Consider the following 19,414-nt stretch of genomic DNA (forward strand, 5'->3'; position numbering starts at 1 on the left):
TGCAGGTGTGCGCCCCCGTTGTCCACCCCGGGCGAACGACCGCCCGGTGCCCGGCAGATGACCACCGGGCCACGCGTGGTCCCATTCAACAGGTGCACATCTGCGATCCGCCGGGCCGCAACGTGAACGCCAACCGGCTTGGAGAGACATACGGGGACCGGTTCGCGTCCATGCCCGACGTCTGCGGGCCGGGACGGTGCCCTGGCGATTCCACGGCACCGCCGATCGTGCTGCCCTGGAGGGTCCGCCATGACCACCGTCCCCACGTACGCTCCGTCCGCAGTCGCCCCCACCCACGACACCCCGGCGGTCCCCGCGCCTCGCCACCAGCCGGCCCCGGCCGCCTACACCGTCGGCCTCGCCCGCGACGAGGACGACGTGCGCGCCGCCCAGCGGCTGCGCCACCAGGTCTTCGCCGCCGAACTCGGCGCCGTCCTGCACAGCCCGGTCGGCGGGCTCGACGTCGACCCCTTCGACGAGTACTGCGACCACCTGCTGGTCCGCGAGGGCGAGCACGGCGCCGTCGTCGGCACCTACCGGCTGCTGCGCCCCGAGGCCGCCCGGCGGGCCGGACGGCTTTACTCCGACGGCGAGTTCGACCTCTCAGCGCTCGCGCCGGTGCGCCCCGGGCTGGTCGAGCTCGGCCGCTCCTGCATCCACCCCGACCACCGGGGCAACGGCGCGGTCATCAACCTGATGTGGGGCGGCATCGCCCGCTACCTCGCCGACACCGGCAACACCTGGGTCGGCGGCTGCTGCTCGATCGACCTGGAGGACGGCGGCGCCACCGCGGCCCGGGTCTGGGACACCGTCAGCACCAAGCACCTGGCCCCCGAGCAGTACCGGGTCACCCCGCACCGCCGCTGGGACGCCACCGGCGTGCCGCGCGCCGAGCGCGGCGCCCTGCCCGCCCTGCTCCGCGGCTACCTGCGGCTCGGCGCCTGGGTCTGCGGCGAGCCAGCGTACGACCCGGACTTCGGCTGCGCCGACCTGTACGTGCTGCTGTCGCTGGAGCGCACCGACCCGCGCTACCTGCGGCACTTCCTGTCCGGAGCGGCCGCCCCGGGCGCCTCGTCATGAGCGTCTGGCTGCCGACCGCGCCCTGCCGGCCCGAGACCTGCCTGGGTGAGCGCGCGCCGGAGGTCTCCCACCTCCGGCGGGCGCTGCGGCTGGCCGCCTGCCTGACGGCGGTGCTGGCCGGTGTGCTGCTCGGCCTGCCGGTGCGGCTGCTGCCCCACGGCGCCCGGGACCGGCTGATCCGGCTCTGGGCACGGGTACTGCTGCGCACCCTCGGGGTGACCGTCCACCTCGGCCCGCCCGGGACACCCGTACCGGGCGGGGCGGTCGGCGTCGGCGGGGCGCTGGTGGTGGCCAACCACGTGTCCTGGCTGGACATACCGCTGCTCGCGGCCGGACGCCCGGGGCGTTCGCTGGCCAAGACCGAGGTCCGGCAGTGGCCGGTGCTCGGGCACCTGGTGGCCTGGGGCGGCACCGTGTTCCTGGACCGCGACCGACTGCGGACCCTCCCGGACACGGTGGCGGCGGTGGCCGAGGTGCTGCGGGCCGGTCACCCGGTGATCGTCTTCCCGGAGGGGTCGACCTGGTGCGGTCGGGAGAGCGGCCGGTTCCGGCCCGCGCTGTTCCAGGCCGCGGTGGAGGCGGGCGCCTTCGTCCAGCCGGTGACGATCCGCTACCGGCTGGCGGACGGGCGGCCGACCAGCGCGCCCGCCTTCATCGGGGATGACGGGCTGCTCACCTCGCTCGCCCGGGTGGTCGCGGTGCGCGGACTGGTCGCGGACGTCACCTTCCTGCCGCCGATCCCGCCGCCCGGGCCGCAGCCCACCCGGGCGGGGGCCCGCCGGGAGCTGGCCCGCGCGGCGCAGGCGGCGGTGGAGGGCATCCGCTGAGGCTCCGGTACGGCGTGGGCGCGCCGCTCAGGCGGTACGGGCCCCGGCCAGTTCCTCCGGCTGCGGTCGGCCGGAGCCGGTCGGGGCGAGCGGACGGGCCCGGCCGAGCAGGACGGCGACCAGGACGGCGGTGACGGCTAGCATGCCCGCTCCGCACAGCACGGCGAGGTGGATGCCGTCGATGAAGGCGTCGTCCACCGCCGCCTGGACCGGCCCGGGCAGCGCCGCCGCCGTACCGCCGGTGCCGTGCACCGCACCGGCCGGGGCGTCCGCGATCGAGCCGACGGCCTCCGGCGGGACGCCGAGCCGGCGCAGGGCCGAGGTCAGCGAGTCCGTCATCCGGTTGGTCAGGACCGCGCCCAGCACGGCGATGCCGAGCACACCGCCGAGTTCGCGCAGGGTGTTGATGGTCGCCGAGGCCATCCCGGTCTGCGCCGGGGCGACCCGCTGCATCACCGCGATCGAGACCGGGGTGAAGGTCAGGCCCATCCCGAGGCCCATGGCGAACAGCGTCCACAGGTAGGCCGGGTAGTGCGCGTGATCGCCGAACAGCGACAGCCCACCGAGGCCCACCGCGCACAGCGCGAGTCCGAGCACCAGCGGCAGCCGCGGGCCGTACCCGGCGGTCAGCCGGCCGGAGAGCGGCGCGGCGACCACCAGCATCGCGGTCATCGGCAGCCCCGCATAGCCGGCCGCGGCCGGGGACCAGCCGAGCACGCCCTGCATCAGCAGCGGCAGGAAGAACAGCGCGCCGAACATCCCGAAGCTGACCATGAAACCACTGAGCAGTGCACCGCCGAGCACCCCGTCGCGGAACAGACGCAGCTCCAGCATCGGTTCGGCGAGGCGCAGTTCGAGCACCAGGAAGACCGGCAGCAGGACGGCGGCCGCGGCGCCGCAGCCGAGCACCCGAGGGTCCGTCCAACCCCGGGCCGGGCCCTCGATCAGCGCGTAGACCAGCAGGGCCAGGCCGACCGCGGACAGGGCGAGGCCCGCGAGGTCGATCCGACGCGCGCGCGGGGCGATGTCCGGCAGGACGCGGGCGGCGAGCAGGAGCCCGGCCGCACCGATCGGCACGTTGATCCAGAACACGCTGGCCCAGCCGAGGTGTTCGACCATCGGACCGCCGACCACCGGGCCGATTGACAGACCGAGCGCGGAGACCCCGGACCAGGTGCCGATCGCCTTGGCGCGCTCGCGCTCGTCGGTGAAGACGTGGCGCAGCAGGGCGAGGCTGCCGGGGGTGAGCAGCGCGGCACCGACGCCCTGGAGCATCCGGGCGCCGACCAGCACGCCGATCGACCCGGCGAGGGCGGCCACGGCGGAGCCGGCCGTGAACAGGGCGAGGCCGAGGCGGAACACCCGGGTGCGGCCGTAGCGGTCGCCGAGCGCGCCGCCGGTCAGCACCAGGGCCGCGTAGACCAGGCTGTAGCCCTCGGCGACCCACTGCAGACCGCTGATCCCGGCGTCCAGGTCCTGCCCGATCCGGGGCAGGGCGTTGTTGACGATGACGTTGTCCAGCATGGACATGAACATGGTGACGCAGAGCGTGAGCAGCGCGAGCCGTTTGCGGCGGGCGCTCGACTCCTTCATGGAATCCCTCCCGGTCCAGTGGCCCCTAACGGTGTTAGGGGTGATTTGGCAGCCACAGCGTGCCCCTAACGGTGTTAGATTGCAAGCGGGATTTTCACGACACCGCTGGGAGGCGTCCGCACAGCCATGCCGGAGAACGACAGCGCCACGCCGGGGCACAACACCGGGACACCTGCCCTGACCAGGGAAGCCCTCGCCCAGGCGGCGCTTCGCGTACTGGAACGGGACGGCCTGGCCGGCCTGTCGATGCGCAAGGTCGCCGCCGAGGTCGGCGTCAAGGCCGCCTCGCTCTACTGGCACGTCCGCAACAAGGAAGAGCTGCTCGACCTGCTCAACGACGCGATCATGGCCTTGGCCGAGCCCCCGCCGCGCGAGGGCGACTGGCGGGTGCAGATGCGCGGGTACTGCTGGCGCTACCGCCGACTGCTGCACGACAACCGCGACGCCGCCAAGGTCGTCGCCGGCCGCCTCGCCCCGGGTCCACACCTGTTCGGGCTGCTCGACGACCAGCTGGACCGCTTGCGCGAGGCCGGATTCTCCGACGCGCACGCCGCCCTGACCACCTACCTGCTGAGCTCCTTCGTCCAGGGCTTCGTCCTGCAGGAGCAGTCGCCGATGTCGGCCGCCCAGGCCGACGGCGCCAGCCGGCTGGACGTCGCCGCCGAGGTCCGGGATCGCTTCCGCGCCCTACCCGTCGAGGACTTCCCCAACCTGGTGGCACTGGCGGGCGACCTCACCGAGCCGAACCTCGACGCCCGCTTCGAGTTCTGCGTCGAACGCATCCTCGATGGACTGGCGGCCCTACTACCGCCGGAGCGGCGGTGACCGGGATCTGTCAGCGGGTAGGCTCGCTCGGCACCCCGCCTGAACGTCCACGGAGGAGTTACCGATGCCCGAGCCGTATGCCCACGACGAGCCGTACGCACAGGGCCTGTTGGACGTCGGCGACGAGCAGCGGATCCACTGGAACACCTCCGGCAACCCGGCGGGCAAGCCGGCTGTCGTGGTGCACGGCGGACCGGGCTCCGGCCACCATCCCGGCTCCCGGCGCTACTTCGACCCCGAGCGCTACCGCGTCGTCCAGTACGACCAGCGCGGTTGCGGACGCAGCCTGCCGCACGCCGCCGACCCGTCGACCGGGCTGGAGTACAACACCACCGCGCACCTGGTCGCCGACCTGGAGCGGCTGCGCGAGCACCTGGGTGTCGACAAGTGGCTGCTGTACGGCGGTTCGTGGGGCTCCACCCTGATCCTGGCGTACGCGCAAGCCCACCCCGAGCGGGTCTCCGCGATCGTGATCTGCGGGGTGACCATGACCCGCCCCGAGGAGACCGAGTGGCTCTACCAGGGCGTCGGCCGCTTCCTGCCGGGCCCCTGGGAGGAGTTCCGCGACTTCCTGCCCGCCGCCGACCGCGACGGCGACGTGTTCGACCTGCTCGCCGCCTACAGCCGATTGCTCAACAGCCCGGAGGAGAGCGCCCGTCGGGCCGCCGCCCAGGCCTGGGCCACCTGGGAGGACGCAGTCATCGCACACGAGGTGCTGGGCAAGCCGAACGCCTACACCGACCGCCCGTCAGACGCCCTGATGGCCTTCACCCGCATCACGGCGCACTACTTCTCGCACCGGGCCTTCCTTACGGACGGCCAACTGCTGCGCGACGCCGGACGGCTTGCCGGCATCCCTGGTGAACTGATCCACGGACGGCTCGATCTCGGCGGGCCGCTGCGAACCGCCTGGCAGCTGGCCAAGGCCTGGCCGGACGCCAACCTGACGGTCGTCGACGAAGCCGGACACACCGGCAGCCCGCGGATGGCGGAGGCGGTCCTCGCGGCCGTCGACCGCTTCGCCTGAGAGCGAATGCCCCCGGGGCGACCGGTCCGTTCGCGCAAGCGATCCAGCTCTACGATACGACCCATGATCGCCTACGCCCCAGCCGCCCTGTTCTTCCTGTTGTTCGGGATCGGGGTACTTCGCGACCGTCGTCAGTTCAGCAATGCCGTCCTGCTCGGCATCGCCGTCTCGCTCCTCTCCCTCGCTCTGCTCGCCGAACTCCGCAAAGCCCCCACGCTGGTGGCCGAACTCACGGCGGTGGCGATCATCCTGCTGCCGACGCTCGGAACGGTGGCCCTGGTCTGGTTCCTGCTCGCCAACGGCGTGACCATGATCCGCAAGGAGGGCAGACGACCGGCCAACCTGCTGTCCCTGCTCGCCGGACTGGGCATCATCGCCGTCATCGCGCTGCTGTTCGCCGCCGTCGCCACCCGCTCCCCCCGGTTGGGCATCCTGGCGGGCACCGCCGTGCTGGTGGTCGGCTACATCTCCTTCCTGTTCGTCTGCTTCGTCGGCTACGCCTTCCTCTACGGCCGCCACCGACCGCACCGGGACGTGGACTTCGTCGTGGTCCTCGGCTCCGGACTGATCGGCGGCGAGCGCGTCCCGCCACTGCTGGCCAGCCGGCTCACCCGGGGCCGCGAGGTGTACGAGAAGCAGGCCGCGCGCGGCAACCCGCCGGTGCTGATCACCTCGGGCGGCCAGGGGCCGGACGAGAAGCTGCCGGAGTCCCATGCGATGGCGAACTACCTGGTCGAACGCGGCTTCCCGGAGGGGCACATAGAGCGGGAGGACCGCTCGCGCACCACCGAGGAGAACCTGCTCTTCAGCAAGGCCATCATGGAGCGGGCCAAGCCCGACTACCACTGCGTCGTGGTGACCAACAATTTCCACGCCTTCCGGGCGGCCCTGATCGCCCGCAAGACGGGCGTCAACGGGCATGTGTTCGGCTCGCCCACCGCCCGGTACTACTGGCCGAGCGCGACCATCCGCGAGTTCGCGGCGGTGTTCCTCTCGCACAAGCTGATCAACTTCGGGATCTGCGGCCTCCTTGCGCTCTGCGGGGTGCTGGCGGCGCTCTGAGCGCCTCAGGTGTCGGGGCCCTCGACGCTCGGGGGCTCCGGCTCAGCCGGTTCCGGCTCGACGGGCTCCGGCTCAGCGGGCCTGGGCGGCTCGGGCCCCGGTCGTTGCGGCAGTCGCCGCAGCGGTCGGGGCCCGACGGTTCAGCGGAGGGCCCGCCGGCCGGGGCGTCAGGATCGCGCAGGTGGTGGTGGCGTGGGCGTAGAGCTTGCCGTTCTCCGCACCGACCACCCTGGCCTCCGCGGTCGCGATCGTCCGGCCCAGATGGAGCACCACGCCCTCGCAGCGCAGCAGCCCCGAGTCGGCGAACAGCGGGCGCAGCATGTGGACGTTCAACTGCGTGGTGGTGTAGCCAATCCCGGCCGGCAGCTTGCTCATACGGCGCAGCCGAGCGCCGAGTCGAGCAGGGTCGCCAGGTATCCGCCGTACACGGTGTTCATCGGGTTGAACAGGTGATCGCCCAGCTCCCCTTCGAACACCGCCGTGCCCGGCTTCACGTCGACCAGATGGAAACCCATGGTGCTGCAGATCGAGGGCTCCGGGATTCGTCCGGCGATCCACTGCACCAGGAACTCCTCCCCGCTCAGATGCGGGTGCTCAGAGATCGGCGGACCGGCCGTCCAGCTGTGGGTACGGATGCGCATCTCCTGACCGACGACTGGGGGCTGCTGCTCTCCGTGGGCAGGCTGATGATTCGTCATAAGATCACTTGCCCTGTTCGAAGTCCCGACTCAAGTCCCGTCCGGCGCAAGGCCGTCCGCCCGCGGTTTCAATCCTCGCTCATTCCGCCCCCTCCCCCGATCCTGCTCGCAGCCCCGCGAACAGATCGGTCTCGACCCCGACCGACTCGCTCCCGGCCTCCGCGGCCCCGCCCGCCCCGGCTTCGCCGACGAAGCTCCGAGCCAGGTGGTAGTCCTCCGTCGGCCAGACCTCGCTCTCGATGTCCCGGGAGTGGGCCATGAACGCGACGCCCGGCTCAACCTGGGTGGCGTGCGCCAGCATCGCCGCGTCCCGTATGGCGAACTTCTCGGAGCAGGCGATTCGGGTGGTGGTCGCGAGAGCGGGCGGGGTGTCGGGCCAGCCGGCGAGCAGTTCGCCCATGGCCGACGGGACTCCGCGCTCCGTCATGGCCTCGTGCAGGGTCTGGAACCAGGCCCGGGAGAGCACCAGGTGGTAGTAGAGCTTGGCCGCCTGCCAGGGCTCGCCCGCCTCGGGGTAGCGCTTCGGGTCGGCGGCGGCCTCGAAGGCTTCGACGGTGACCTGGTGGGTCATCACATGGTCCGGGTGCGGGTACCCGCCGGTCTCGTCGTAGGTGATCACCACATGCGGGCGGAACTCCCGGATCAGGGCGACCAGCGGGGCCGCGGCGGCCTCCACCGGCTGGGCGGCGAAGCAACCCTCCGGCAGCGGCTCGTCCGGGCCCGGCATCCCGGAGTCGACGAAGCCGAGGAACTGCTGCCGCACGCCGAGGATTTCACGAGCCGCAGCCATCTCCTCGCGCCGGATCCGGGTGAGGTTGTCCCGGACCTCGGGCCGGTCCATGGCCGGGTTGAGCACCGAGCCGCGCTCGCCGCCGGTACAGGTGGCGACCAGGACGTCCACCCCCTCGGCGACGTACCGGGCGAGGGTGGCCGCGCCCTTGCTGGACTCGTCGTCGGGGTGGGCGTGCAGGGTGAGTAGGCGCAGGCCGCCGGGGTGCTTGGTGAACATGAGTACCTCCGTGGTCGATAGCACCCGATGGGAGCTTGGGCACTGATGAGAGCCGACGGGAATCGGCGGGAACTGGTGGATGATCATTGGCCGACGGCCGGTCAGTGTGCCTTACGGGCGGCGCCCGGGTAGAGCAGGGCCGGTGCGATAGCGAGCGCCGACAGGGCCAGCACCCACCAGAAGGTCGCGCCGAAGGCCGCACCCGGGTGGCCGGGGTGCCCGGCCTGCGCCTGCTGGAGGGCCAGCGTCAGCACCGCCGTGCCGAGCGCCCCGCCCAGCCGGTTGAGCACGTTGACCGCACCGGCGGCCGCCGGCACCTGGGCCTTGTCAACGCTCCCGTACACCGCCGCCATACCGGGGATCAGGATGATCCCCATACCCGCCCCGCGCAGGGCCAGCGAGCCGACGAGCAGCCAGTCGGCCGGGCCGGGGCCCGCGCCCAGCTGGGTGAAGGCAAAGGTGCCGAGCAGCGAGCAGCCGATGCCGAGCAGGATCAGCGGGCGCGGCGCGAGGCGGTCGGCTATTCGGCCGGCCAGCAGCGAGGTGACCGCCGTGCCGAGTGCCTGCGGCGCGAGCAGCAGCCCGGCCTCCACCGCCCCGGCGTGCTCGACCTGCTGGTAGTAGAGCGGGACCAGGAACATCGAGCTGTACAGTGCGGCGCCCTGCAGGAAGCTGTTCGCCGTCGCCACCGCGAAGCCGCGCCGAACGAAAAGCCTCAAGTCGATCAGCGGCGCCCGGACTCCGTGACGCCCCACCCGCAGCGCGTGCCGACCGTAGGCCACCAGCAGCACCGCACCCACCGCGACCGCCACCGGGCCGACCGCACCGCCCTCGCCGATCGTGGAGAGCCCGTAGACCAGCGCCGTCAGACCCGGCGACAGCAGCACCAGACCGGTGACGTCCAGCCGGGGCTTCGGAAGTTCGGACGGAGCCTCGGCCGGGAGCCACCGGGCCGCCAGCAGCAGGGTGAGCAGCCCGACGGGCACGTTCAGCAGGAACATCCAGCGCCAGTCCAAGTGCTCAAGCACCAGCCCGCCGAGGATCGGCCCGAGGACCGGGGCCAGGCTGATCGGGAGCAGCATGGCGCCCATCACCCGCGCGAGCCGGGACCGACCGGCCACCTGCACCATGATCGTCTGCCCCAGTGGCTGGATCATCGCGCCGCCGATGCCCTGCAGCACCCGGAAGGCGATCAGGCTGACCGTCGACCAGGCCAGGCCGCACAGCGCGGATCCCAGCACGAACAGGACGACCGAGCCGAGCCAGGCCCGCCGGGCGCCGAACCGGCCGACGGCCCAGCCGGAGAGCGGCATGGTCAGCGATATCGCCAACAGGTACCCCGTGGCCACCCATTGGACCGCCGCCATCGAGCTGTGCAGATCACGGGCGACGGAGTCGATGCCGACGTTGACGATCGTGGTGTCCAGCAGGGCCAGGATCGGGCCCAGCGCGAGGACCGCGCCCATCTTCAACAGGCCCGGCGGCAACGGCTCCGGCCGCTGCGCCGGAGCCGCCCCGCGCCCGCCCTTCGTCCTGCCCTTCGTCCCGCCCTTTGCCGTGACCTGCGTGGTGACCGATGTGGTCATGAGCCCTCCCCTGGGTCGCCCCTCCGTCGACCGCTCCGGCCGACGGGAAGAACTTAGGACGAACCCAGCGATTAGGTCAAGCATAATTTCTGTGCTCGACCCATCGAACTGCGCTAGGCTCCTGCCATGACCGACACCGGGACCACGCCGAACCTGCGCGAGCTCAACAAGCGCCGCACCCGCGAGGCGATCTCGCACGCCGCGACCAGGCTCTTCATCGAGCAGGGCTTCGACCGGACGACCATCGCCGAGGTCGCGACCGCCGCGGGCGTCGCCAAGATGACCGTCACCAACCACTTCCCGCGCAAGGAGGACCTCTTCTTCGACCTCCACGAGGAGCTCGTCCTCCGACTCGCCCACACCGTCGCCGGGCGCGCCCCCGGCGAGTCCGCCCTCGCCGCGCTGCGCCGCGACTGCCTGGCCGCGCTCGACCGGCACGACCCGCGGCTCGGCTTCTCCGGCCAGGACTTCGCCCGCACGATCGCCGAGAGCCCGGCCCTGGGCGCCCGGCTGCGCGAACTGAACGAACAGGGCGAGACCGCGCTCGCCGAGGCACTGGCCGAAGCCGTGCACGCGACCCCGGGCAATCCCGAGGGCGTCGACTTCGAGAGCCGCGTCGCCGCCGCCCTGCTCGCCGCCGTCGACCGGGCGGTGTTCACCGAGGTGTTCCGCCGCACCCTGGCCGGCGCGGAGCACACCGCCATCGCCGCCGCCGTACACCCCTGGGCCGCCCGCGCCTTCGACCGATTGGAGGGCGCCCTCGGCAGCTACGCCGTCCGTGCGGACCAGGCGGCCCCCGCGCCGTCCACCGGCCCCGCCCCTCGGGTCGCGACGCGGCGATGAAGACCCCGCACCAACACCGCACTTGACGAAAGGTTGACCTGTTCACGGCAGAAGGTTGACGGCCCCCGCCCCTATGGTCGGCCCATGCCCTCACAGCCCATCAGGCCCACCGCCCTGCCGGTCCTGCCTTACCGCAAGCCCACTCGCGGCCGGGACTACTGGGTCCTGGACAACGTCCTACCCGACCCGGACGCCGTCCGTGAGCGCGTCCTGGCCCGCGGCGACTGGACCGAGGGCTACCCGTACCGCCCCGAGACCTGGCCGGGCGTGCGCACCATGCCGGGCCTGGAGCCCGACGAGCTGGCGCGGGTCGAGGGTCTGGTCCGCAAGGCCACCGGAGCCTCCCGGCTGTGGGTGCAGAGCACCCCGGGCGGCGGCACGCTCAACCACAACTGCGTCCAGGTCGTCGGCGCCGGGGAGTCGGAGTCCCGCCCACACACCGACTCCCGCGCGCTCTGCCGCTACGCCGCCGTGCTCTACCTCAGCCCGGACGCGCCCAAGGACGCCGGCACCAGCTTCTACCGCCAGCAGTTCCCCGGCGGCCGCCTCGGCGGGAACCTGGTCAACGCCCCGCACAACAATCTGGTCGAGGCACTCGGCACCCGCCACGTGCCCGCCGACCACTTCACCGAGGACGTCCGCGTTCCCAACCGCTACAACCAGCTGCTCCTCTACCACGCCAACTTGATCCACAGCGCCACGAGTTACTACGGCGGCGAGCTGGCGGACCGCCGGATGACCGCGGTGTTCTTCTGGATGGCCTGACGGACGGCCTGACAGATGATCCTGACGGGTGGCGCCTGACGGGTGACCCGGCGGAGGCCCGGCGGAGGCCCGGTCAGGCGCCCGCAGCCCCGACGTGCGCCAGACTCGCCCGCGTCAGCGCCGCCGCCAGCCGGGCCGGCTCCTCCGGTGCGACCAGCGCCGCCAAGCCCTCCGGGCTCCCCGGCAGGCCGAGCGCCCGTGCCTCCCCCAGCGCTCGTTCGTCGAAGTACGGCCGCAGGGAGGGCCAGACCGCCTGGACCTCGCGCCGGAAGATCTCGGACCCGACCGGCCCGATCCGCGGGAACTCCCGTAGCAGCTCGCCGATCCGCCCGGCCTCGCCCCCGGCTTCCTCGCGGAGCCGCCGGAGATCCCCGTGCCAGCGGTCGAGCAGCAGTTCCGCACCTCTCCCCAGCGCCGTGGCGGTGCTCTCGTCGTACCGCACGTAGTGGGCCCGGCCGAGAGCCTCGATCAGCGTGCGCCGGCGGGCACCGAGCATCGCCGCGGGCGTCCGCAGGCCGACGGCCGAAAGCTCCCGCGCCGCCGCCGTGGCCGTTCCGGCACTGATCCGCACCGAGCAGAGCACGGTCAGCACCAGCAGCCGGTACAGCGGCGAGGGCTCGTCGCGCAGGATGATCCCGGCTTCCTCCGCATAGGTGCGGCCGTACCGGGCGAGCAGCTCCGGGACGCCCAGCGTCATCGCCACCACCTCCTCCCCTCCACGCTGGCCCGGGTTGAGGTCGCACGCACCTGGGGACGCTCGCCGCATGAACCCCGACGCCGCGCCCCCGACCGAGACGGTCCGCCCCGAGTGGGCCGGGATCGACCAGCTGTCCACCCTCGACCTGCTCCGCCTGATGAACGCCGAGGACCGGACCGTCCCCACCGTCGTCGCCGGGGAGTTGACGCGGATCGCCGCCGTGGTGGACGCCGTGGCCGCCCGGATGGTGCGCGGCGGACGGCTGGTCTACGCCGGGGCGGGGACGGCCGGGCGGCTCGGGGTACTGGACGCCGCCGAGTGCCCGCCCACCTTCGGCACCGATTCGGCCCTGGTCATCGGCCTGATCGCGGGCGGCCGGACAGCCGTGACGGAGGCCGCGGAGGGCGCCGAGGACCGTACCGACCTCGCCGAGGCCGACGTGACCGCGCTCGGTCTCGCCCCGGTCGACACCCTGGTCGGCGTCTCCGCCTCGGGCCGTACGCCCTACCCGCTGGCGGCGGTCCGCGCCGCGCGGGCGGCCGGGGCGCTGACCGTCGGGCTGGCCTGCAACCGGGGCTCGGCGCTGGTGGCCGCAGCCGAGCTGGGGATCGAGGTGGAGGTCGGCCCCGAGGTGCTGGCAGGGTCCACCCGCCTGAAGGCGGGAACGGCGCAGAAGCTGGTGCTCAACCTGCTGTCCACCGCCGTGATGGTCCGCCTCGGCCGGACGTACGGAAATCTGATGGTCGACCTCCGGGCCACCAACGCCAAGCTGCGCGAGCGCGCCCGACGGATCGTCGCCGAGGCCACCGGCGCCGACCAGGACGCGGTCCGTCAGGCCCTGACGGCAACCGACGGCCGGACCAAGGACGCGATCCTGGTCCTGCTCGCCGACGTGGACGCGCCCACCGCCGCCCGACTGCTCACGTCCTCGGACGGACGACTGCGCGACGCCCTGAACCTGGCGCGCAGATAGGAGCCCTCCTTCCAAACGACGTTGACGGCGGTGTCGTACGGCGCCGCCGCCCGTCGAGGGTGCTGCCGGCATCCGGAATTCAGGCCAGGTGGAGAGGCGTTCGGGTCGGAGACCGTCGTGCCCCCGCCCTGCGCCCGTGCCCTCCCCCAGCCTCCGGCCGGGGGCGCCCCATCGCGGGAAGCCGGATTCCCCCACCGGCCAATGCCGGTGACACCCTCCGGTCGCACTGATGGATCGCGTCCGAGGTCATGCCACAACTCGCCTGGCACAGGGTCTCGCCGGTTCGACCAGGTTGCCGCGGCGAGGGGGCGGGCGCTCCAGCGGATGTCCTCGCCGCGGACGCGGGCGCGCTGGCGGCGGTGAGGAGCGCCTTCTTCGCTCGGATGGTCGTCACCGGCCTGCCGGGACCGCGGCCCGCCCTCCATCACCCAATTTTCGTCACCTTGACGAGAATGGAGATGCCCCAATATCGTCGGCATGACGAAAAGGGGTTTCCGATGGCCGACATCACCAGACGATTCGGGCTGCACCACCTGCGCGCCGTTCCCACCGCGCACATCCGCCACCTGCGGCGGGGCCGGGTCGCCCACGACGGGGCCGGGCTGGCGTTCTGGTTCCGGCCGCTGACCGCGGCGATCTCCGAGGTGCCGGTGGACGACCGGGAACTCGCCATGCTCTTCCACGCCCGCACCTCGGACTTCCAGGACCTCACCGTCCAGGCGACGCTCACCTACCGGATCACCGACCCGGCCACTGCCGCCACCAGGGTCGACTTCGGGATCGACCCCGGCACCGGGAACTGGCGCGCAGCCCCGCTCGACCAGCTCGCCACCCTGCTCACCGAGACCGCCCAGCAGCACGCCCTCGGCCTGCTCGCCCGCACCCCGCTCGCCACCGCCCTCGCGGACGGGGTGAGAACGGTGCGCGAGCGGATGGCCGAAGGCCTCACCAACGAGCCTCGGATCGCCGAAACCGGGCTCGCCGTGATCGCCGTCCGGGTGGTGGCGCTGCGGCCCGAGCCGGAAGTCGAGCGGGCACTGCGCACCCCCGCCCGCGAGCTGGTGCAGCAGGAGGCCGACCGCGCGACCTTCGAGCGTCGCGCGGTGGCCGTCGAGCACGAACGCGGCATCGCCGAGAACGAGCTCGCCAACCGCATCGAACTCGCCCGCCGCGAAGAACAGTTGCTCGCCCAACAGGGCGCCAACCGCCGACTCCAGGCGGAGGAGGAGGCCGCCGCCGACCGGGTCGCCACCGAGGCCGAGGCGCAGCGCCGCACCCGGCTGACCGCCGCCGAGGCCCAGGCCGCCCGCGAACTCGGTGACGCCCGGGCGGCGGCGGAGGCCGCCTGGCTGGCGGCCCACCAGCAGGCCGATTCGGCGGTGCTGCGGGCACTGGCACTGATGCGACTGGCGGAGCACCTGCCGCGGATCGACAGCGTGACCCTCACCCCGGATGTGCTCACCGGTCTGCTGGCCCGCCTCGGCACCCCCGGCGCCCCCGGAGCGCAGCGGTGACCACCGCTCCGCGGGTGGTGCTGGTGCACCGGCGCACCGAGTACGAGGAGTTGGTGTGCCGTCACGGCACCCCCGGGCAGGTCGCGTTCTTCCTCTCCTCCCGGGGCCGCTCGGCGGAGGAGGTCGAGCAGCGCCACCGTCGGCAGACGACGGCGCTCGCCGAGGCGGCGGCCGCCGTCCCCTTGGACTGGCGGCGCAGCCGGGTCGAGCGGGCGGACCTCCCGCGTTTCCTCTTCGAGCCCGGGGACGTGGTGGCCGTGGTCGGCCAGGACGGGTTGGTGGCCAACGTCGCCAAGTACCTGGACGGTCAGCCGGTGATCGGCGTGGATGCCGACCCCGGCCGCGACCCCGGTGTGCTGGTGCGTCACCGTGTGGACGCCCTGCCCGCGTTGCTGCGGGCGGTCGCGCACGGCGACGGGCCGTTGGAGGAGCGCACGATGGTCGAGGCCGTCGCGGACGACGGCCAGCGGCTGCTCGCGCTGAACGAGGTGTACGTCGGGCAGCCCGGCCACCAGACGGCGCGCTACCGTCTGGGGGTGGAGGGAGCACCCGACGGCGCCGGGTCAGCGGAGGCCCAGGCGTCCTCGGGTGTCCTGATCGGTACCGGTACGGGCGCCACCGGCTGGTGCCGCTCGGCCTGGCTGGAGCGCGGCGGCCCCGTCACCCTGCCCGCCCCGGGCGCACCGGCACTGGCCTGGTTCGTCCGCGAGGCGTGGCCTTCCCCCGGCACCGGCACCAGCCGTGTGCACGGCGTGCTGGAGGGCGGGCGGCAGTTGGTGCTCACCGTCGAGTCCGAGCATCTGGTCGCCTTCGGCGACGGGATCGAGGCGGACGCCTTGGAACTCGTCTGGGGTCAGAGCGTGCGCCTGGGCGTCTCCACGACCCGGCTGCGCCTGTCGGGGTGAGCCTGGGTCCACGAGGGGCCGGCCCTGACCCGGCCGCAGGCCGCCCGCGGCCACGCCTTAGTGGTCGAGCTTGGAAGTCCTTCGGGGGTTGACTGGAGCCGATGCCGGGTGTGCCTTCCGAACAGATACCGAGGGCGACGGGTATGTGGGGCGCGAAGCCATGTCGCCGGTCGCACTCGCGGCAACGGCCTTCTTCGGCCGGCGCGGCACGGTCTTCTCCCGGTCGAAGTGCCCGTACGCCGTGAGCGAGGTACACCGAACAGGTCGGTGATCTTCTTCCGGCCGCGGTAGCGCTGCTGCGAACCGTCGCCTGGTCTGGTTCGAGCTTGGGCCGGCGCCCCCCGGGGGCGGCCCCGGGGCACGGGCAGCGGCGCGTCCGCCGCTCGCGGCGAGCGCGATCGGCTCACGCTGGAGCTCGGTCGGGTGGGTCCTGCAGGGCTGACGCTGGCTGCCGTGGCTCGCGAGGTCGGGCTGGTGCCCGGCACCCTCGTGCAGCGGTTCGGATCCAAGCACGGCCTGCTTGTGGCACTCGCCGAGCAGTCCGCGAAGGACGCGGACGTGCTGCACGGGCGGGTGCGGGAGGAGCACGAATCGGTGCTCGGGGCGATGGCGGCGCTGGTGGTGGAGTCCATGGCTCCGATGGCCACGCCTGAGAGCTTCGCGAACCATCTGGCGTTCCTGTGTACGGACCTCGCGGATCCGCAGCTTTACGAGCATGCCTTGGCCGTTCACCAGGCCCAGGGTCGGGTGATCCGGTCACTGCTGGCGGAGGCTGTCTTCGCAGGCGAGCTCCGAGACGGGACGGATGTCGCAGCGTTGGCTGGGTCCGTCCAGGCGATCACCGCCGGTGCGGGCCTCACATGGGCGCTCGATCGCCAAGACACCCTCGCGCGGCGGCTCCGGCAAGAGCTCGACAACGTACTGGCCCCGCACATCCCGCCCCGTCGCAGCCACGATCTGGAGGAATCATGATGAACGCCACACGGCCGTTGGCGGGGAAGGTGGCCCTGGTCGCGGGCGGTACCCGGGGCGGCGGGCGGGGTATCGCCGGCGAGCTCGGGGCGGCCGGCGCGACGGTGTACGTCACCGGTCGCAGCACCATGGCCGCACGCTCCGACCTGGACCGCCCGGAAACCATCGAGGAGACCGCCGAGAAGATCACCGCCGCCGGCGGCCTCGGCATCCCTGTCCGCACCGATCACAGTCGCCCGGAGGAAGTCCGTGCCCTGGTTGACCGGATCGCGGCCGAACAGGACGGGCGGCTCGATGTCCTGGTCAACTCCGTATGGGGTGGGGACCAGCTGACGGACTGGGCGCACCCGTTGTGGGAGCAGGACCTCGATACCGGACTTCGGCTGCTGCGGCGGGCGGTGGAGACCCACGTGATCACCAGCCGGTTCGCACTTCCGTTGATGGTCGCCCGCAGGAGCGGTCTGGTCGTGGAGGTCACCGACGGAAACACCGCCCGCTATCGCGGCTCGTTCTTCTACGACCTCGCGAAGTCCGCGGTGATCCGCCTCGCCGTCGCGCAGGCCGCCGAGCTGAAGGCGCACGGCATCGCGGCCGTTGCTATCACACCGGGCTTCCTGCGCTCGGAGGCCATGCTGGAGCACTTCGGAGTGACCGAGGCCAACTGGCGGGACGGTGCGGCCAAGGACCCGAACTTCGCCCACTCCGAAACCCCCGCCTACCTGGGGCGTGCGGTTGCCGCGCTGGCCGCCGACCCCGACATCATGGCCAAGAGCGGGCGAGCCCTGGCCACCTGGGACCTTTACAAGGAGTACGGGTTCACCGATGCCGACGGCACACAACCGGACTTCGCCGCCCACTGGGCCAACTCCTTGGAGGAGGACCATGGGCCGCTGGGAGACCCTCTGTGACGCCACGGCGCAACGCGCCGGCGTGGTTCTGTACCGAAGTCTCCTCGTCGGTCTCCGCCGTAGCGCGGGTCTCGGGCACTGTGGCTGAAGCGGGCTGACACCGCAGCGGTTCTGAACGAGGCTTCCGGACCGACAGCCAAGGCGGTCAGGCAGAGCCGACAAGGGGCGACCGTGATCCACTTCTCCCCGATCGGCCCGCCTGCATGCCCGTTGCCGCCGCCTGCCCGATATCCCTGACCGCCTCCCAGCGGCACCGGCTGAAGAAGGCAGCCTGGGGTCACAAGACACCCCATCAGTCTCGGATACGAGCACGCATCGTGCTGTTGGCGGCGCGGGGACAGGCCAACGCGCGCATCGCCCACGAGACCGGGGTTCACTTGGACACCGTACGGACCTGGCGGAGACGGTTCGCCGAGCAGGGCCTGCCCGGGCTCACCGACCGTAAGCGCCCGGGCCGACCCGCATCCTTCACCACTCTGCAGACCGCGCAGGTCAAAGCCCTGGCCTGCCGACTGCCCGCCGAGACCGGCACGCCGCTGTCGCGGTGGTCGTGCCCGGAACTGGCGCGCGAGGCCGTCGCCCGCCGCATCGTCCCGGCCCTGTCGGCGTCCACCGTACGCCGCTGGCTCACCAGGGACGCGATCAAGCCTTGGCAGCACCGCTCCTGGATCTTCATCGCCGACCCAGACTTCCGCCGCAAGGCCGAGCGCGTGCTGGACTTGTACGTCCGCACTTTCAACGGCACGCCCCTCAGTGCGGACGAATACGTCATCAGTGCGGACGAGAAGACCTCCATCCAGGCCCGCTGCCGCTGCCATCCCACCCTCGCACCGGGGCAGGCGAGGGCCATGCGGGTGAACCACACCTACGGCCGCGGCGGCGCCCTGGCCTACCTGGCCGCCTACGACGTCCAGCGCGCGAAGGTGTTCGGCCGCACCGGGGCACGTACCGGCATCGACCCGTTCATGGCCCTGGTCACCCAGGTCATGAGCCAGGAACCCTACGCCAGCGCGAAGCGGGTGTTCTGGGTCGTCGACAACGGCTCCTCCCAGTTTGGTACGTCATCAGGCAGCTGCCGCACGGGCCTTAAACTCGGACTGGGGCTTCTCGGTGCTGGCACCCCCGAGGACGCCCTCGACTGCGCCTGCCAGCTCCACCTCACCGCCCCCGACCTTTAACCGACGGAGATACGAGGGGCTCTTGCCGCCCACTACTCGCCGAACTCGGCGATTTCCGGGCCACCGTGCCGGGCCAGGACGGCCTTCACCATGTTGATGGTCCGCGCGTCACCCAGCACAGAGCCACCGCGCGTGATGCGTATCAGGGTCACTCCCGGGCCGGGTTCTTCCGACGCGTGGTTCTCTCGAATGATCTCGATGCGCCACTCGCCGCACACCCTCCTGGCCTTCACGATCGATCATCATACGGTCGGTCGGCGCTTGCACGTCAGGACTTCTGTAACTGGCGTGACGCCCGTTCCTGATCACGCGAGGCCTAGGAAGCGCAAGGAAACGACGCGCGGCGCGGCGCCGTTGCACCAGCGTGGTCAAACCCCCGAAGGACTTACGCGGCCAACCACTTAGCCCAGCCGCAGGCCGCCCGCAGCCACGCCTTAGCCCAGCTGAAGGTCGGCGGCCGCCACGACCTCGCCCAGCCGCGGGAAGTCGAGCTCCACCGAGGCCCGGTGCTCCGCCTCCGTCAGCCCGGTCATCGCGTCCTCGACGAACACCAGCCGGTAGCCGTGGTCGGCGGCCGCGCGGGCGCTGGACTCCACGCCGAGGTTGGTGGCGATCCCGGTGAACACCAGCGTCTCCACGCCGCGCGCCTGGAGCAGTTCGTGCAGCCCGGTGCCCTGGAAGGCGCCGATGGTGCGCTTCACCACGACCTCGTCGGCCGCCGCCTCGACCTCGGCCGACAGCTCGCTGCCGGGCGGCTGCTCGGCCACGCCGGGCCGCTCGACGCGCACCGCGACGACGGGGGCACCGGCGGCGCGGAAGGCCTTGGCGAGCTCCAGCGAGGCCGCCACCACCTCCGAACCGGTGTGCGGCGCGAGCGGGTTGGCGACGATCCGGTCCATCAGGTCGATCAGGACCAGGGCGGTGGTACGGGGGTCAAGGGTGGTCATGGCGC

General features: G+C 72.4%; 21 protein-coding genes. 13 read left to right on the forward strand and 8 right to left on the reverse strand.

What is annotated here, in order from left to right; all coding sequences use genetic code 11:
• Window positions 1–249: 249 nt before the first annotated feature.
• Window positions 250–1,080, forward strand: a complete 831-nt coding sequence (locus ABZW30_RS11180; RefSeq protein WP_355670793.1) for a GNAT family N-acyltransferase — start codon at window positions 250–252, stop codon at window positions 1,078–1,080.
• A complete protein-coding gene (locus ABZW30_RS11185) occupies window positions 1,077–1,907 on the forward strand; it encodes a lysophospholipid acyltransferase family protein (protein ID WP_355670794.1) in 831 nt (276 codons plus the stop codon). Before ABZW30_RS11180 ends, ABZW30_RS11185 begins: the two co-directional genes overlap by 4 nt.
• Before the next feature lie 27 nt (window positions 1,908–1,934).
• Here the strand turns inward: ABZW30_RS11185 and ABZW30_RS11190 are convergent, their stop codons facing one another.
• The gene (locus tag ABZW30_RS11190) at window positions 1,935–3,500 is read right to left on the reverse strand and encodes an MFS transporter (protein WP_355670795.1); all 1,566 of its coding nucleotides are present in this window, start codon (window positions 3,498–3,500) and stop codon (window positions 1,935–1,937) included.
• 126 nt (window positions 3,501–3,626) lie between these two features.
• Here ABZW30_RS11190 and ABZW30_RS11195 point away from each other — a divergent pair, with 126 nt between their 5' ends.
• The 3 genes from ABZW30_RS11195 to ABZW30_RS11205 all read left to right on the forward strand — a co-directional run bounded on the left by ABZW30_RS11195 (window position 3,627) and on the right by ABZW30_RS11205 (window position 6,414).
• Window positions 3,627–4,325 carry a TetR/AcrR family transcriptional regulator gene (locus tag ABZW30_RS11195; protein ID WP_355670796.1) on the forward strand — a complete coding sequence of 233 codons (699 nt, stop codon included), beginning with the start codon at window positions 3,627–3,629 and terminating at the stop codon, window positions 4,323–4,325.
• A 64-nt stretch (window positions 4,326–4,389) separates the two neighbouring features.
• Window positions 4,390–5,352, forward strand: coding sequence for a prolyl aminopeptidase (gene pip / locus ABZW30_RS11200; protein ID WP_355670797.1), 963 nt, complete (start codon window positions 4,390–4,392; stop codon window positions 5,350–5,352).
• A 63-nt stretch (window positions 5,353–5,415) separates the two neighbouring features.
• Window positions 5,416–6,414 (forward strand): YdcF family protein, encoded by a 999-nt coding sequence (locus tag ABZW30_RS11205; protein WP_355670798.1) that lies wholly within the window; start codon window positions 5,416–5,418, stop codon window positions 6,412–6,414.
• Window positions 6,415–6,486: 72 nt separating this feature from the next.
• On the opposite strand, the gene ABZW30_RS11210 is transcribed toward ABZW30_RS11205, so the two are convergent.
• The 4 genes from ABZW30_RS11210 to ABZW30_RS11225 form a co-directional block, all read right to left on the reverse strand.
• Window positions 6,487–6,789 (reverse strand): PaaI family thioesterase, encoded by a 303-nt coding sequence (locus tag ABZW30_RS11210; protein WP_355670799.1) that lies wholly within the window; start codon window positions 6,787–6,789, stop codon window positions 6,487–6,489.
• Window positions 6,786–7,055 (reverse strand): PaaI family thioesterase, encoded by a 270-nt coding sequence (locus tag ABZW30_RS11215; RefSeq protein ID WP_355670800.1) that lies wholly within the window; start codon window positions 7,053–7,055, stop codon window positions 6,786–6,788. Before ABZW30_RS11215 ends, ABZW30_RS11210 begins: the two co-directional genes overlap by 4 nt.
• 136 nt (window positions 7,056–7,191) lie before the next feature.
• Entirely contained in the window at window positions 7,192–8,121 is a 930-nt protein-coding gene (gene mca, locus ABZW30_RS11220; RefSeq protein ID WP_355670801.1) for a mycothiol conjugate amidase Mca, read from the reverse strand.
• A 101-nt stretch (window positions 8,122–8,222) separates the two neighbouring features.
• On the reverse strand, window positions 8,223–9,707 hold the full coding sequence (locus ABZW30_RS11225) for a DHA2 family efflux MFS transporter permease subunit (protein ID WP_355670802.1): 1,485 nt from the start codon (window positions 9,705–9,707) through the stop codon (window positions 8,223–8,225).
• Between the two features lie 126 nt (window positions 9,708–9,833).
• Between ABZW30_RS11225 and ABZW30_RS11230 the strand changes: the two genes are divergently transcribed.
• Both ABZW30_RS11230 and ABZW30_RS11235 read left to right on the forward strand, forming a co-directional pair.
• Window positions 9,834–10,550 carry a helix-turn-helix domain-containing protein gene (locus ABZW30_RS11230; protein WP_355670803.1) on the forward strand — a complete coding sequence of 239 codons (717 nt, stop codon included), beginning with the start codon at window positions 9,834–9,836 and terminating at the stop codon, window positions 10,548–10,550.
• An 84-nt stretch (window positions 10,551–10,634) separates the two neighbouring features.
• Window positions 10,635–11,315, forward strand: a complete 681-nt coding sequence (locus tag ABZW30_RS11235) for a DUF6445 family protein (RefSeq protein WP_355670804.1) — start codon at window positions 10,635–10,637, stop codon at window positions 11,313–11,315.
• A 73-nt stretch (window positions 11,316–11,388) separates the two neighbouring features.
• Here the strand turns inward: ABZW30_RS11235 and ABZW30_RS11240 are convergent, their stop codons facing one another.
• A complete protein-coding gene (locus ABZW30_RS11240) occupies window positions 11,389–12,012 on the reverse strand; it encodes an endonuclease (protein WP_355670805.1) in 624 nt (207 codons plus the stop codon).
• Window positions 12,013–12,079: 67 nt separating this feature from the next.
• Here ABZW30_RS11240 and murQ point away from each other — a divergent pair, with 67 nt between their 5' ends.
• The 6 genes from murQ (at window position 12,080) to ABZW30_RS11270 (ending at window position 18,462) form a co-directional block, all read left to right on the forward strand.
• Complete coding sequence (gene murQ / locus ABZW30_RS11245; protein ID WP_355670806.1) at window positions 12,080–12,985, forward strand: N-acetylmuramic acid 6-phosphate etherase; 906 nt, start codon at window positions 12,080–12,082, stop codon at window positions 12,983–12,985.
• 497 nt (window positions 12,986–13,482) lie between these two features.
• The gene (locus tag ABZW30_RS11250; RefSeq protein ID WP_355670807.1) at window positions 13,483–14,499 is read left to right on the forward strand and encodes an SPFH domain-containing protein; all 1,017 of its coding nucleotides are present in this window, start codon (window positions 13,483–13,485) and stop codon (window positions 14,497–14,499) included.
• A complete protein-coding gene (locus ABZW30_RS11255) occupies window positions 14,496–15,404 on the forward strand; it encodes a hypothetical protein (RefSeq protein WP_355670808.1) in 909 nt (302 codons plus the stop codon). Before ABZW30_RS11250 ends, ABZW30_RS11255 begins: the two co-directional genes overlap by 4 nt.
• A 408-nt stretch (window positions 15,405–15,812) precedes the next feature.
• Window positions 15,813–16,376 carry a TetR/AcrR family transcriptional regulator gene (locus ABZW30_RS11260; protein WP_355670877.1) on the forward strand — a complete coding sequence of 188 codons (564 nt, stop codon included), beginning with the start codon at window positions 15,813–15,815 and terminating at the stop codon, window positions 16,374–16,376.
• A complete protein-coding gene (locus tag ABZW30_RS11265; protein WP_355670809.1) occupies window positions 16,373–17,284 on the forward strand; it encodes an SDR family oxidoreductase in 912 nt (303 codons plus the stop codon). The genes ABZW30_RS11260 and ABZW30_RS11265 overlap by 4 nt, the downstream gene beginning before the upstream one ends.
• Window positions 17,285–17,487: 203 nt before the next feature.
• The gene (locus ABZW30_RS11270; RefSeq protein WP_355670810.1) at window positions 17,488–18,462 is read left to right on the forward strand and encodes an IS630 family transposase; all 975 of its coding nucleotides are present in this window, start codon (window positions 17,488–17,490) and stop codon (window positions 18,460–18,462) included.
• A gap of 32 nt (window positions 18,463–18,494) precedes the next feature.
• On the opposite strand, the gene ABZW30_RS11275 is transcribed toward ABZW30_RS11270, so the two are convergent.
• Both ABZW30_RS11275 and ABZW30_RS11280 read right to left on the reverse strand, forming a co-directional pair.
• The gene (locus ABZW30_RS11275) at window positions 18,495–18,695 is read right to left on the reverse strand and encodes a hypothetical protein (protein ID WP_355670811.1); all 201 of its coding nucleotides are present in this window, start codon (window positions 18,693–18,695) and stop codon (window positions 18,495–18,497) included.
• A gap of 201 nt (window positions 18,696–18,896) precedes the next feature.
• A complete protein-coding gene (locus ABZW30_RS11280) occupies window positions 18,897–19,409 on the reverse strand; it encodes an isochorismatase family protein (RefSeq protein WP_355670812.1) in 513 nt (170 codons plus the stop codon).
• Window positions 19,410–19,414 lie beyond the last annotated feature (5 nt).

This window comes from Kitasatospora sp. NPDC004669, assembly GCF_040609455.1.
Taxonomy (GTDB): Bacteria; Actinomycetota; Actinomycetes; order Streptomycetales; family Streptomycetaceae; genus Kitasatospora.